Source organism: Enterobacter sp. ECC-175, assembly GCF_043968675.1.
In the GTDB taxonomy this organism is placed as follows: domain Bacteria; phylum Pseudomonadota; class Gammaproteobacteria; order Enterobacterales; family Enterobacteriaceae; genus Enterobacter.
In genome coordinates this window covers 3,214,658-3,228,350 of record NZ_CP143776.1, presented here as the reverse complement: position 1 = coordinate 3,228,350, position 13,693 = coordinate 3,214,658, and the positions used below count along the sequence as shown (strand labels likewise).

Annotated in this window: 14 protein-coding genes; 8 read left to right on the top strand and 6 right to left on the bottom strand. The window is 57.0% G+C overall.

The window, feature by feature from the left end:
* Window positions 1-22: 22 nt before the first annotated feature.
* The 3 genes from V1599_RS15370 (at window position 23) to rnd (ending at window position 3,692) form a co-directional block, all read left to right on the top strand.
* Window positions 23-604: a Slp/YeaY family lipoprotein gene (locus V1599_RS15370; RefSeq protein WP_395300365.1), complete on the top strand. Its 582-nt coding sequence runs from the start codon at window positions 23-25 to the stop codon at window positions 602-604.
* A 203-nt stretch (window positions 605-807) separates the two neighbouring features.
* Window positions 808-2,493: a long-chain-fatty-acid--CoA ligase FadD gene (gene fadD / locus V1599_RS15365; protein WP_395300364.1), complete on the top strand. Its 1,686-nt coding sequence runs from the start codon at window positions 808-810 to the stop codon at window positions 2,491-2,493.
* Between the two features lie 71 nt (window positions 2,494-2,564).
* A complete protein-coding gene (gene rnd / locus V1599_RS15360) occupies window positions 2,565-3,692 on the top strand; it encodes a ribonuclease D (RefSeq protein ID WP_395300363.1) in 1,128 nt (375 codons plus the stop codon).
* Window positions 3,693-3,769: 77 nt separating this feature from the next.
* Here the strand turns inward: rnd and minE are convergent, their stop codons facing one another.
* Genes minE through minC form a run of 3 tightly spaced genes read right to left on the bottom strand, consistent with a single transcriptional unit; the run spans window position 3,770 to window position 5,583 of the window.
* Window positions 3,770-4,036, bottom strand: a complete 267-nt coding sequence (gene minE, locus V1599_RS15355; RefSeq protein ID WP_003859937.1) for a cell division topological specificity factor MinE — start codon at window positions 4,034-4,036, stop codon at window positions 3,770-3,772.
* A gap of 3 nt (window positions 4,037-4,039) precedes the next feature.
* The gene (gene minD / locus V1599_RS15350; RefSeq protein WP_112012473.1) at window positions 4,040-4,852 is read right to left on the bottom strand and encodes a septum site-determining protein MinD; all 813 of its coding nucleotides are present in this window, start codon (window positions 4,850-4,852) and stop codon (window positions 4,040-4,042) included.
* Between the two features lie 23 nt (window positions 4,853-4,875).
* Window positions 4,876-5,583 carry a septum site-determining protein MinC gene (minC, locus tag V1599_RS15345; protein ID WP_112012474.1) on the bottom strand — a complete coding sequence of 236 codons (708 nt, stop codon included), beginning with the start codon at window positions 5,581-5,583 and terminating at the stop codon, window positions 4,876-4,878.
* Between the two features lie 123 nt (window positions 5,584-5,706).
* Between minC and V1599_RS15340 the strand changes: the two genes are divergently transcribed.
* From V1599_RS15340 to V1599_RS15330, 3 genes are all read left to right on the top strand, one after another.
* Window positions 5,707-5,982: a YcgL domain-containing protein gene (locus V1599_RS15340; RefSeq protein WP_112012475.1), complete on the top strand. Its 276-nt coding sequence runs from the start codon at window positions 5,707-5,709 to the stop codon at window positions 5,980-5,982.
* 47 nt (window positions 5,983-6,029) lie between these two features.
* Window positions 6,030-6,689: a fumarylacetoacetate hydrolase family protein gene (locus V1599_RS15335; RefSeq protein ID WP_112012476.1), complete on the top strand. Its 660-nt coding sequence runs from the start codon at window positions 6,030-6,032 to the stop codon at window positions 6,687-6,689.
* A 93-nt stretch (window positions 6,690-6,782) separates the two neighbouring features.
* Window positions 6,783-7,223 (top strand): YcgN family cysteine cluster protein, encoded by a 441-nt coding sequence (locus tag V1599_RS15330; RefSeq protein WP_112012509.1) that lies wholly within the window; start codon window positions 6,783-6,785, stop codon window positions 7,221-7,223.
* A gap of 100 nt (window positions 7,224-7,323) precedes the next feature.
* Here V1599_RS15330 and dsbB read toward each other — a convergent pair whose 3' ends face one another.
* Complete coding sequence (gene dsbB / locus V1599_RS15325) at window positions 7,324-7,854, bottom strand: disulfide bond formation protein DsbB (protein WP_112012477.1); 531 nt, start codon at window positions 7,852-7,854, stop codon at window positions 7,324-7,326.
* A gap of 143 nt (window positions 7,855-7,997) precedes the next feature.
* Entirely contained in the window at window positions 7,998-9,536 is a 1,539-nt protein-coding gene (gene nhaB / locus V1599_RS15320) for a sodium/proton antiporter NhaB (RefSeq protein WP_112012478.1), read from the bottom strand.
* A 172-nt stretch (window positions 9,537-9,708) separates the two neighbouring features.
* Between nhaB and fadR the strand changes: the two genes are divergently transcribed.
* Window positions 9,709-10,428: a fatty acid metabolism transcriptional regulator FadR gene (fadR, locus tag V1599_RS15315; RefSeq protein WP_395300362.1), complete on the top strand. Its 720-nt coding sequence runs from the start codon at window positions 9,709-9,711 to the stop codon at window positions 10,426-10,428.
* Between the two features lie 103 nt (window positions 10,429-10,531).
* Here fadR and V1599_RS15310 read toward each other — a convergent pair whose 3' ends face one another.
* Complete coding sequence (locus V1599_RS15310) at window positions 10,532-12,064, bottom strand: SpoVR family protein (protein ID WP_395300361.1); 1,533 nt, start codon at window positions 12,062-12,064, stop codon at window positions 10,532-10,534.
* A 323-nt stretch (window positions 12,065-12,387) separates the two neighbouring features.
* Here V1599_RS15310 and V1599_RS15305 point away from each other — a divergent pair, with 323 nt between their 5' ends.
* The gene (locus tag V1599_RS15305) at window positions 12,388-13,686 is read left to right on the top strand and encodes a D-amino acid dehydrogenase (protein ID WP_395300360.1); all 1,299 of its coding nucleotides are present in this window, start codon (window positions 12,388-12,390) and stop codon (window positions 13,684-13,686) included.
* Window positions 13,687-13,693: the final 7 nt, after the last annotated feature.

Genomic DNA, 13,693 nt, shown 5'->3' with positions numbered 1-13,693 from the left:
ACTGAGAAAAAGGAGTCGCACCATGACGGTTCAAACTAACGTTGTAAGTCTATTGATGGCAGGCGCGTTTGCCATAACGCTGAGCGGTTGCGTCACCGTTCCTGATGCGATTAAGGGCAGCAGCCCGACGCCACAGCAGGATCTGGTTCGCGTGATGAATGCCCCCGAGCTGTACGTTGGGCAGGAGGCGCGTTTCGGCGGCAAGGTTGTCAATGTTATCAATCAGCAGGGCAAAACCCGCCTTGAAATCGCCACGGTGCCGCTGGACAGCGGCGCGCGGCCAGCGTTAGGCGAGCCTTCGCGCGGACGAATTTACGCTGACGTCGGCGGGTTCCTCGATCCGGTCGATTTCCGCGGACAGCTGGTGACGGTTGTCGGCCCCATTACCGGAACGGCGCAGGGGAAAATCGGCAATACGCCGTATAAATTTATGACTATGCAGGTGAACGGGTACAAGCGCTGGCGGATTGTTCAGCAGGTCGTGATGCCGCCGCAGCCAATCGATCCGTGGATGTGGGGCCCGCACCCGTACCGCTATGGCTACCCGGGCTGGGGCTGGTATAACCCAGGCCCGGCGCAGGTCCAGACAATTGTAACTGAGTAACTTACTGTTATTACTAGGAAAGAGGCAGCGGCTCGGCCGCTGTCTCTGTTTTTTTACGGATAAAACGAAAAAAAAGAGTGACGCGCTTCGCAACCTTAAATCCGAACAATTAATAAACTGGTACGCTGAGTTAATATAATGTTAACGAACTGTTTATTATCGGGGTTGTGATGACGACGAACACTCATTTCAGAGGTGATGCATTGAAAAAGGTTTGGCTTAACCGTTATCCCGCGGATGTCCCTGCGGAGATCAATCCTGACCGTTATCAATCCCTGGTTGAGTTATTTGAACACTCGGTGCGGCGCTACGCCGACCAGCCCGCGTTTGTGAACATGGGCGAGGTCATGACCTTCCGCAAGCTGGAAGAGCGCAGCCGGGCGTTTGCCGCCTATTTACAGGAAGGTCTGGGGCTGCAAAAAGGGGATCGCGTCGCGCTGATGATGCCGAACCTGCTGCAGTACCCGGTGGCGCTGTTCGGTATCCTGCGCGCCGGGATGATCGTCGTTAACGTCAACCCGCTCTACACCCCGCGCGAGCTGGAGCATCAGCTCAACGACAGCGGTGCCGCCGCCATTGTGATTGTGTCGAACTTTGCCCACACGCTGGAAAAAGTCGTCGAAAACACGCCGATTAAGCACGTTATCCTGACGCGCATGGGTGACCAGCTTTCAACGGCCAAGGGGACGCTGGTCAACTTCGTCGTGAAATACGTGAAGCGCCTGGTGCCAAAGTATCATCTGCCGGATGCGATCTCCTTCCGCCGCGCGCTGCACGCGGGCTATCGAATGCAGTATGTCAAACCGGACGTCGTGGCTGAAGACCTCGCGTTCCTGCAATACACCGGTGGGACGACGGGGGTTGCGAAAGGCGCGATGCTCACGCACCGCAACATGCTGGCGAACCTTGAGCAGGTGAATGCGACCTACGGGCCGCTGCTGCACCCGGGCAAAGAGCTGGTGATCACGGCGCTGCCGCTGTACCACATTTTTGCGCTCACCATGAACTGCCTGCTGTTTATCGAGCTGGGCGGCCAGAACGTGCTGATCACCAACCCGCGCGATATTCCAGGCCTGGTGAAAGAGCTGGCGAAATACCCGTTCACCGCCATGACCGGGGTGAATACCCTGTTCAATGCGCTGCTTAACAACAAAGAGTTCCAGCAGCTCGATTTCTCGACGCTGCACCTCTCCGCAGGCGGCGGCATGCCGGTTCAGCAGGCGGTCGCCGAGCGCTGGGTGAAGCTCACCGGACAGTATCTGCTGGAAGGCTACGGCCTGACGGAGTGCGCGCCGCTGGTCAGCGTTAATCCTCACGATATCGACTACCACAGCGGCAGCATCGGCCTGCCCGTGCCCTCTACCGAAGCGAAGCTGGTGGACGATGACGATAATGAAGTTGCGCCGGGTGAGCCGGGGGAGCTGTGCGTGAAGGGGCCGCAGGTCATGCTCGGCTACTGGCAGCGGCCGGACGCTACGGATGAGATCATTAAGGACGGCTGGCTCCACACCGGGGATATCGCGGTGATGGATGACGAAGGCTTCCTGCGCATCGTCGATCGTAAAAAGGATATGATCCTCGTCTCCGGGTTTAACGTTTATCCAAACGAAATCGAAGACGTCGTGATGCAGCACCACGGCGTTCAGGAAGTGGCCGCCGTTGGCGTGCCGTCCAGCAGCAGCGGAGAGGCGGTGAAGATTTTTGTGGTGAAGAAAGATGCCGCCCTCACCGAAGAGGAGCTTGTCACGTTTTGCCGCCGCCAGCTTACGGGATATAAAGTACCTAAGCTGGTTGAGTTCCGGGATGAACTGCCGAAATCGAACGTCGGGAAGATATTACGACGAGAATTACGTGACGAAGCCCGTGCCAAAGTGGACAATAAGGACTGAGCTTCACGCTAATCGCCCAGACGCCGGTTATGCCGGCGTTTTTTATGGGCGCAAACAAAAGAGAATCCGTTTTGAATTACCAGATTATCACCACTAACGACGAGCTGGCTTCGCTGTGCGAAGTGACGCGCGACTTTCCTGCCATCGCACTAGATACCGAGTTTGTTCGCACGCGCACCTACTACCCGCAGCTGGGCCTGATCCAGATGTATGACGGAAAGCATGTGTCGCTGATCGATCCGCTCGGCATTACCGACTGGTCACCGATGCGCGATCTGCTGCTCGATACTGCCGTGACCAAATACCTGCACGCAGGCAGTGAAGATCTGGAAGTGTTCCTGAATACCTTTGGCATTATGCCGCAGCCGCTTATCGATACGCAGATCCTCGCGGCCTTCAGCAATCGCCCGCTCTCCTGGGGCTTTGCGGCGATGGTAGAGGAGTACACGGGGGTGGCGCTGGATAAAAGCGAATCCCGTACCGACTGGCTGGCCCGTCCGCTGACCGAGCGTCAGCTTGAATACGCGGCGGCAGACGTTTTCTACCTCCTGCCGATTGCCGGACAGCTAATGAAAGAAGCGGAAGCCTCCGGCTGGCTGGATGCGGCGCTGGACGAGTGCCGCATGACGCAGCAGCGTCGACAGGAAGTGGTTGACCCAAAACAAGCGTGGCGCGACATCAGCAACGCGTGGCAGCTGCGCACCCGCCAGCTCGCCTGCCTTCAGCTGCTGGCAGACTGGCGCCTGCGCAAAGCGCGCGAGCGCGACCTGGCCGTGAACTTCGTTGTTCGTGAAGAACATCTGTGGGCGGTTGCTCGCTATATGCCAACCAGTCTGGGCGAGCTGGACAGCATCGGTCTTTCCGGGAGCGAAATTCGCTTCCACGGGAAAACGCTGCTGGCGCTGGTGGCGCAGGCGCAGCAAACGGCGGATGAAGACCTGCCGGAGCCACTGCTGAACCTGATGGATATGCCGGGCTATCGCAAGGCGTTTAAGGACATTAAAGCGCTGGTACAGGCGGTGGCAACGGAAAGCAAGCTGAGCGCGGAGCTGCTGGCCTCGCGTCGTCAGATTAACCAGCTGCTGAACTGGCACTGGAAGCTGAAGCCGCAGAGCGGGCTGCCGGAGATGGTGGCGGGATGGCGGGGTGAATTGATGGCCGATCGCCTGAATACGCTGCTGGAAGGGTATCCACGCTAAAAAATGTGCCGGGCGCTGTGCCCGGCATATTCCCCCGGTGGCGCTGCGCCTACCGGGGCTACGAAATCACAGACGGATTAACGCGACTCTTCCGCTTCCGGCAGCGTCACGTTCAGCTCCAGAATCGAAATATCCCCGTCTTTCTGCTCAAGCTGTACGGTGACCATTTCCGGGTCAATCTGCACGTATTTACAGATCACTTCCAGAATGTCCTTACGCAGCTGCGGCAGGTAGTGCGGCTCGGCGTCGCTGCGGCGACGCTCCGCAACGATGATTTGCAGACGTTCTTTTGCGATGTTGGCGGTGCTTTTTTTCCGCGAGAGAAAAAAGTCCAGTAATGCCATAACTTATCCTCCGAACAGGCGTTTGAGGAAACCTTTCTTCTCTTCTTCAATGAAGCGGAAAGGACGTTCTTCTCCCAGCAGACGGTCAACGGTATCCGCATACGCTTTACCCGCGTCTGCCATGGTATCCAGGATCACGGGCTCGCCCTGGTTAGAGGCGCGCAGTACGGACTGATCTTCCGGGATCACGCCGACCAGCTTAATGCGCAGGATCTCCAGCACGTCTTCCATGCTCAGCATGTCACCTTTGTTTACGCGGCCCGGGTTGTAGCGGGTCAGCAGCAGGTGCTCTTTAATCGGTTCCTGGCCATTTTCCGCACGGCGGGACTTCGAGGCCAGAATGCCCAGAATACGGTCTGAGTCACGTACAGAGGAGACTTCAGGGTTGGTGGTGATAATCGCTTCATCGGCGAAGTACAGCGCCATCAGGGCACCGGTTTCGATACCGGCAGGGGAGTCGCAGACCACAAAGTCGAACTCCATCTTTTTCAGCTCTTCAAGGACCTTTTCCACGCCTTCACGTGTCAGCGCGTCTTTATCACGCGTCTGAGAAGCGGGAAGGATATAGAGGTTCTCGGTGCGCTTGTCTTTAATCAGCGCCTGGTTGAGCGTGGCATCACCCTGAATGACGTTAACGAAGTCATAGACGACGCGGCGCTCACAGCCCATGATCAGGTCCAGGTTACGTAAGCCGATATCAAAATCGATAACGACCGTTTTCTTTCCCTTCTGGGCCAAACCTGTAGCGATGGCCGCGCTGGAGGTGGTCTTGCCAACGCCTCCTTTACCCGAAGTCACAACAATAATGCGTGCCATAGAAATTCCTTGTTAAAAAGGGATCAATTCAACGGTTGAACGGTCAAAGCGTTATCTGCCAGCTGCAGACGCGCCGCTTTGCCATAAAATTCGGCTGGGATTTTATCGCTCAGCCAATATTCACCTGCAATGGAAACCAGTTCCGCCGTCAGGTGAGTACAAAATATTTGTGCCTCTCGATCGCCGCTCGCGCCCGCGAGTGCTCTGCCACGCATCATACCGTAGACGTGTATGTTGCCATCCGCAATCAGTTCAGCGCCAGCGCTAACGTGGCTGGTGACAATCAAATCAGAGTTTGGCGCATAAATTCGCTGACCGGAACGAACCGGCACATCAATCAATCGCGTTTTTGTGAGTTGCGTAACGTTTTGTACCGCAGGCGGCGGTGTTTGAGCGGCGGCGGGCGCAGAACGGGGCGCTTTTTCCTTACCTTCGGTGAGAAGCGGTAGACCCGCGCGTTCAATTTCCGCTTTCAGCTCAACGTCCTTGCAGCCGCTGATGCCGACAATGCGCAGCCCTGTCGATGACACGGCCTGCTGAAGCTGATTCCAGTTGACGGGCGAATGAAGATCGCTGACGTTGACCACAACAGGGGCGTGCTTAAGAAAAGTGGGAGCCTGGGCGATTTTGTCTTCTAACGCCTGACGAATAACCTCGGGTTTTGCATCGTGCAAATGTACCACTGATAAGGTGAAGCTACTGCCTTTAAGCTCGATGGGCGTGTTTGACATCCTGGCCTTACTCAATTTGCTATTAACCGCAGCAACGCGCTGCGATATTCCGAAGAGTATCAGGCATGTTATAGTCAGGAGTATATTGAGGCAAGCCGCCACCCATTAATTCAGAGTAAAAACATGTTTTGTGTGATCTACAGAAGTACAAGCCGTGACCAGACCTACCTTTATGTCGAAAAGAAAGACGATTTTTCACGCGTGCCTGAAGAATTAATGAAGAGTTTCGGGCGCCCGCAGCTGGCGATGCTGCTGCCGCTGGACGGTCGTAAAAAATTGGTCAATGCTGATTTGGAAAAAGTAAAAATGGCCTTAACCGATCAAGGCTATTATTTACAGCTTCCACCCCCGCCCGAGAATTTATTAAAACAGCACCTTGAGGTGAACGGAAAGAAATAGATCCGCGGACGTTCGGGCGTAACACAACAACCGTTTAGGGAGCGACCATGTATCAACATCATAACTGGCAGGGCGCATTGCTGGATTATCCCGTAAGCAAAGTGGTTTGCGTGGGCAGTAACTATGCAAAACATATCCAGGAAATGGGCAGTGCGACGCCGGAAGAGCCGGTGCTGTTTATCAAGCCGGAAACCGCGCTGTGCGATCTCCGCCAGCCGCTGGTACTGCCGCAGGGGCTGGGGTCCGTTCATCATGAGGTAGAGCTGGCGGTGCTGATTGGCGCGACGCTGCGTCAGGCCTCCGAAGAGCATGTGCAGAAAGCGATCGCCGGCTACGGCGTGGCGCTGGATCTCACCCTGCGCGACGTGCAGGGAAAAATGAAAAAGGCGGGGCAGCCGTGGGAAAAGGCCAAGGCGTTTGACAACGCATGCCCGATTTCCGGTTTTATTCCTGCGGCAGATTTTGAGGGCGACCCGCAAAATACCGCGCTCGGCCTGAAGATCAACGGCCAGGTGCGACAGCAGGGCACGACGGCAGACATGATCCACAAGATCGTGCCGCTGATAGCCTACATGAGCCGCTTCTTTACCCTGAAGCCGGGCGATGTGGTCCTGACCGGCACGCCGGAAGGCGTGGGCCCGCTGAGCGTCGGTGACGAACTGGAGCTCAGTTTTAACGGTCTGTCGCTGAAAACCCGCGTGCTGTAAAAGCCTCTTGCCGCCGTGAAAGGGCGGCAAAACTTGCATCATCGTGCCAGACTCGTTATAAGGTGCGCTTTCTTTTGACGTGTGGACATCCTGATGAACGAACTCCCTTTCTGGCAAACCAAAACGCTTGACGACATGACGGACGCGGAGTGGGAATCGCTGTGTGACGGCTGCGGGCAGTGCTGCCTGCACAAGCTGATGGATGAAGACACCGACGAAATCTATTTCACCAACGTCGCCTGCAAGCAGCTCAACATCAAAACCTGCCAGTGCCGCAACTACGAGCGCCGCTTTGAGTTTGAGCCAGACTGCATCAAATTAACCCGCGATAACCTGCCGACGTTCGAATGGCTGCCGCACACCTGCGCATACCGCCTGCTGGCGGAAGGGAAGGCGTTGCCGGCCTGGCATCCGCTGCTGACGGGGTCTAAAGCGGCGATGCACGGCGAGCGGATTTCCGTGCGCCACATTGCGGTGAAAGAGTCCGAGGTGCAGGACTGGGAAGATCACATCATGAATCACCCCACCCGTTGAGATGAAAAAACCCGCCGAGGCGGGTTTTTTATTGTGGCCGTGCGGCCTGATGCGCTCATCCTAACCCTCTCGCACGGGAGAGGGCGCAAACGCTACGCTTTTATCTTCCGAACAGATCGCGTTTCTTCGGTTTAAACGCCTGGGCAACCAGCACCAGCAGGGCAACCGCGAAGTAGGCGACAAAAATGCCCACCAGCCACTGCGGCATCTCCAGCGTTAAAAATTCCCACTGGCGAACGGAGCAATCACCGGACGCGACGAACACCTGCGGCAGCCATTTGTCCAGCGGCAGCCATCCCGGGAAGCGGGCCGCGAAATCGCAGGTCATGAACGGCGACGGATGCAGCTGCATCATGGTGTGCTGCCAGGCAAGCTCAATGCCTTTCCACGCGCTGTAAAGCCAGATAGCGATACCGGCATAGCGAAGCGGGGATTTCGGCGCAATGGCACCCACCAGACCCGCGCCCATAATGCCGAACAGCGCGCAGCGCTCGTAGATGCACAGCACGCAGGGCTTGAGGCCCATCACGTGCTGGAACCACAGCGCGACCATTTCCAGCGCAAAGGCGGTCAGGGCCATCAACAACCACGCTCCGCGACCGCGGGAGCACTGGTTTAAAAATCTCAACATAATCATTTCCCTGGAACATGCTTAGAAAGCGCAGTGTAAACCAATTCGTTTTTCGCGCCACCCGAACCTGAAGAAATAAAGCGTAATCGGATGTTTATCGTGCGAAAAGTCAAACGGGCAGCGAACTGCCCGAAACATAAGGTTTAAGGCGCAGCAAGTATACCCGCTTGTATTAACCATTGCGTATAGGGAATGAGGGTAATTTTGACGCACAGCAGCCCGACCAGGGTTAACACCAGCGTGTACGGCAGCGCCATCCAGACCATTCTTCCATAAGAAAGTCGTATGAGTGGCGCCAGCGCGGAGGTCAGCAGGAACAGGAATGCGGCCTGTCCGTTTGGCGTTGCTACCGACGGCAGGTTCGTTCCGGTGTTGATCGCCACCGCCAGCAGCTCAAACTGACCGGCGCTAATCGTCCCGTGCTCCATCGCCGCTTTTGCCTCGTTGATGTAGACCGTACCGACAAATACGTTATCCGAAATCGACGAGAGCAGGCCGTTGAACAAATAAAACAGCGTCAGCTGCGCATCCGTCTCCGCCTGCAGCACGTAGGCAATAATCGGCGAAAACAGCTGCTGGTCGATAATGACCGCCACAACGGCGAAAAATACGGCCAGCAGGGCGGTAAACGGCAGGGCTTCGGTAAACGCTTTGCCGATGGCGTGCTCGTCCGTTACGCCGGTAAAGGTGGTAGCCAGAATGATAACGGAAAGCCCAATCAGGCCGACTTCGGCAAGGTGAAACGCCAGCGCCGCAATCAGCCACAGGCCAATCACGCCCTGGGCGACAAGGCGCAGCGTCTCCTGGCGGGTGCGCTGGCTGCGGCTCTGCCGGTCGAACTTTTCCAGCTCCTGGCGCACCGGCTCCGGCAGCTGCGCGCCGTAGCCGAATGCCTTGAAGCGCTCCACCAGGATGCAGGTGGCGATCCCGCAGGCTAATACCGGCACGCTGACCGGCGCCACGCGCAGGAAGAACTCGCCGAAGTTCCAGCCCATCGCTTTGGCGATGATCAGGTTTTGCGGCTCGCCCACCATGGTCATCACGCCGCCCAGCGCAGTACCCACGCCCGCGTGCATCATCAGGCTGCGCAGGAACGCGCGGAACTGCTCGAGCACCTCACGGTTGTGTACGTCCACATGGCTGTCGTCCTGAAGATCTTCTCCCGGACGAGACGAGGCCACGCGGTGATAAATGCCGTAAAACCCGACGGCGACGCTAATCACCACCGCAACCACCGTCAGCGCGTCAAGAAACGCGGACAGGAAGGCGGCGGCCAGGCAGAAGGCCACGGACAGCATTGTTTTAGACGGAATGCTCAGCAGCAGGCGGGTGAAGATAAACAGCAGCAGCTGCTTCATAAAGTAGATCCCCGCCACCATAAACATCAGCAGCAGCAGAACCTCAAGATTGCTCGCCAGTTCTTCTTTAACGTGTTCGGCACTGGTCATGCCGATGGCGACTGCTTCAAATGCCAGCAGTCCGCCCGAAAGCAGCGGATAGCATTTCAGCGCCATCGCCAGCGTGAAGATAAATTCACCCACCAGCAGCCACCCGGCAGCGAAAGGGTTAACCAGAAAGAGAAGGGGATTGACCGCCAGGAAGACCAGCAGCGTCAGTTTGTACCAGTCAGGTGACTGACCTAAAAAGTTGCGCCACAGAGCGCGTCCAACAGAAATTTCCACGACAGATGTCCTTCACCGTCAACGAAGACAAAACATCAGTATACGCCGTCGCGTAAATTTCATAAAAATGAAACGACGATCCCTCTTTTCTCTCCTTGCTGCGCTATCTGCCTCTGCCCGCCTCTGGTATGATGAGTGCCATTTGCTAAAGCTGTGTAATGGAAATCTCACTATGGTTATTAAGGCGCAGAGCCCGGCGGGTTTCGCGGAAGAGTACATCATTGAAAGCATCTGGAATAATCGTTTCCCCGCGGGATCAATTCTACCTGCTGAACGCGAACTCTCTGAACTGATTGGCGTCACCCGCACCACGCTGCGCGAAGTGCTGCAGCGCCTGGCGCGCGATGGATGGCTGACCATTCAGCACGGCAAGCCAACCAAGGTGAACAACTTCTGGGAAACCTCCGGGCTGAATATTCTTGAAACGCTCGCGCGCCTTGACCACGAGAGCGTGCCCCAGCTGATTGATAACCTGCTCTCTGTGCGTACCAACATCTCCACCATCTTTATCCGCACCGCGTTTCGCCAGCATCCTGAAGACGCGCTTAAGGTGCTGGCCAGCGCCAACGAGGTGGAAGATCATGCCGATGCGTTCGCGGCGCTTGACTACAACATTTTCCGCGGCCTGGCGTTCGCCTCCGGCAACCCCATTTATGGCCTGATTCTTAACGGCATGAAGGGGCTCTACACCCGCATTGGCCGCCACTATTTTGCCAACCCGGAAGCCCGCAGCCTGGCGCTGGGGTTCTATCACAAGCTGAGCGAACTCTGTTCCTCCGCCCAGCACGATCGGGTGTATGACACCGTTCGTTGCTACGGACGTGACTCCGGCGAGATCTGGCACCGGATGCAGAAAACCCTGCCGGGTGATTTAGCGATTCAGACGCGCTAAAAGAAAAACCTCTCGAATGAGAGGTTTTTTTTCGTCGTGTGACGCTGCCTACAAACTCCATAGGCCGGCAAGGCGCAGCCGCCACCCGGCTCAAGAGCCTCCACTACAGCGTATTCAACCGCGCCGGGCAGCGATCCAGCAGCTCGACGCTGCCATCCTCGTTTTGCTGCTCCAGCAGCACGTCAAACCCCCACAGGCGATGAACGTGCTTCAGCACTTCCTTGCGCCCTTTGTCCAGCGGCGCGCGGTTGTGCGGGATATAGCGCAGCGTCAGGGAGCGATCCCCCCGCAGATCCACGTTCCAGACCTGAATATTCGGCTCCAGGTTGCTCAGGTTGTACTGGGAAGAGAGGCGGGAGCGGATCTCGCGATAGCCCTCCTCGTTATGAATGGCGGAAATTTCCAGATAGTTATTTCTGTCGTCGTCCAGCACGGTAAAGAAGCGGAAGTCGCGCATGATCTTCGGCGACATAAACTGGCTGATAAAGCTCTCGTCCTTAAAGTCGCGCATCGCAAAATGCAGCGTCTCCAGCCAGTCCGACCCGGCGATATCCGGGAACCAGTACTTATCCTCTTCCGTCGGCGACTGGCAGATGCGCTTAATGTCCTGGAACATGGCAAAGCCGAGCGCGTACGGGTTAATCCCGCTGTACCACGGGCTGTTATAGGCCGGCTGAAACACCACGTTGGTATGGCTGTGCAGGAACTCCATCATAAAGCGCTCGCTGACTTTGCCTTCGTCATAGAGGTGGTTAAGAATGGTGTAGTGCCAGAAGGTCGCCCAGCCTTCGTTCATCACCTGCGTCTGCTTCTGCGGGTAGAAATACTGGCTTACCTTACGCACGATGCGCAGGATCTCACGCTGCCACGGCTCCAGCAGCGGGGCATTCTTCTCCATGAAATAGAGCAGGTTTTCCTGCGGCTCCGACGGATAGCGGCGCGCCTCGGCGACGGTTTTCTCTTCCTCACGCTTCGGCAGGGTGCGCCAGAGCATATTCACCTGGCTTTGCAGATACTCTTCTCGGCTCTTCTGCCGCGCCTTCTCCTCCTGGAGGGAGATCTTCTGCGGACGCTTGTAGCGGTCAACGCCGTAGTTCATCAGCGCGTGGCAGGAGTCGAGCAGCTTTTCCACCTCGTCCACGCCGTAGCGCTCCTCGCAGTCGGTGATGTATTTACGGGCGAAAATCAGGTAATCGACGATAGAGCTGGCGTCCGTCCAGCTGCGGAACAGGTAGTTGTTTTTAAAGAAGGAGTTATGTCCGTAGCAGGCGTGCGCCATCACCAGCGCCTGCATGGTAATGGTGTTCTCTTCCATTAAATAGGCAATGCACGGATTAGAGTTAATGACGATCTCATACGCCAGCCCCTGCTGGCCGTGCTTGTAGAGCCGCTCGGTCTCAATGAATTTCTTACCGAACGACCAGTGCGGGTAGTTAATCGGCATCCCGACGCTGGAATAGGCATCCATCATCTGCTCGGAGGTGATGACTTCGATTTGATGCGGATAGGTATCGAGGCGGTAGAGTTTGGCGACCCGGTCGATCTCGGCGAGGTAGACGTCCAGCAGCTCGAAGGTCCAGTCGGGTCCATCGCTCAGACGAGTGTTGTCCTTGGATATGGAATCAATAGTAGCCATTAGCGCGCCCTCATTGTGGATGGCTCTCTCTGACTGGAGAACCTCTTTTCAAGCATAGAACAACGCGTTGAAAAGCGTGCTTAAGCAGAAATTTTTTCTTTGCGATTTCGCGTTTTCGATACCGCAAATAACGCCGTGTCGACAGAATATTATTCTGGTTAAAAATAACGCGCAGCAGGAGATTCCAAATAACCGCTATCCCCGCCCGCAGGGAGAGATGTGAGGTATGTCACCATAAAAAAGCCGTATGTTGAATAATATTTTCATCTAGGTTATCAATCTGTAATTAGAAGATTGTTCTTTTGCTCATTAACGGAGTGGCTATGCGTGTTGTCATACTGGGAAGTGGTGTGGTTGGCGTAACCAGCGCCTGGTATTTAAGTCAGGCGGGGCATGAGGTTACCGTCATCGATCGTGAACCGGGCCCCGCGCTGGAAACCAGCGCGGCGAACGCCGGGCAAATCTCTCCCGGCTACGCCGCGCCGTGGGCGGCGCCGGGCGTGCCGCTGAAGGCGATCAAATGGATGTTTCAGCGCCACGCGCCGCTGGCTATCAGCCTCGACGGCACCCAGTTCCAGCTTAAGTGGATGTGGCAGATGCTGCGCAACTGCGACACCCGCCACTACATGGAAAACAAGGGGCGGATGGTGCGCCTGGCGGAGTACAGCCGCGACTGCCTGAAGGCGCTGCGGGCCTCTACCGGCATCGCCTACGAGGGGCGCCAGGGCGGTACGCTTCAGCTTTTCCGCACCGCGCAGCAGTATGAAAACGCCACCCGCGATATCGCCGTTCTCGAAGACGCGGGCGTCCCGTACCAGCTTCTTGAGGCGAGCCAGCTAGGCCAGGTTGAACCCGCGCTCGCGGAAGTGGCGCACAAGCTGACCGGCGGCCTGCGCCTGCCGAACGATGAAACCGGCGACTGCCAGCTCTTTACCCAGCGCCTGGCGCAGATGTGCGAGCAGGCGGGCGTAACGTTCCGCTTTAACACCGCCGTGGACAAGCTGCTGTCAGAAGGGCAAAACATCTACGGCGTGAAGTGCGGGGAAGAGGTGATTAAGGCCGACGCCTACGTGATGGCCTTTGGCTCTTACTCCACCGCGATGCTGAAGGGCATTCTCGATATTCCCGTCTACCCGCTGAAGGGCTACTCGCTGACGCTGCCGGTTAAAGAGGACAGCGGCGCGCCGGTCTCCACCATTCTGGATGAAACCTACAAAATCGCGATCACCCGCTTTGATAACCGCATTCGCGTGGGCGGCATGGCGGAGATCGTGGGCTTTAACACCGAGCTGCTGCAGCCGCGACGCGAAACGCTGGAGATGGTGGTGGGCGATCTCTTCCCGCGCGGCGGCACCGTTGAGGAGGCGACCTTCTGGACCGGGCTACGTCCGATGACGCCGGACGGCACGCCGATCGTGGGCCGCACGCCGTTTAAAAACCTGTGGACCAACACCGGCCACGGCACGCTCGGCTGGACGATGGCCTGCGGTTCCGGCCAGCTGCTGAGCGACCTCATTTCCGGACGCACGCCGGCAATTCCGTTTGACGATCTCAGCGTCGCGCGCTATCAATCGGGGTTTACCCCTTCGCGCGCCCGGCATCTTCACGGCGCGCATAGCTAAGGAGTCG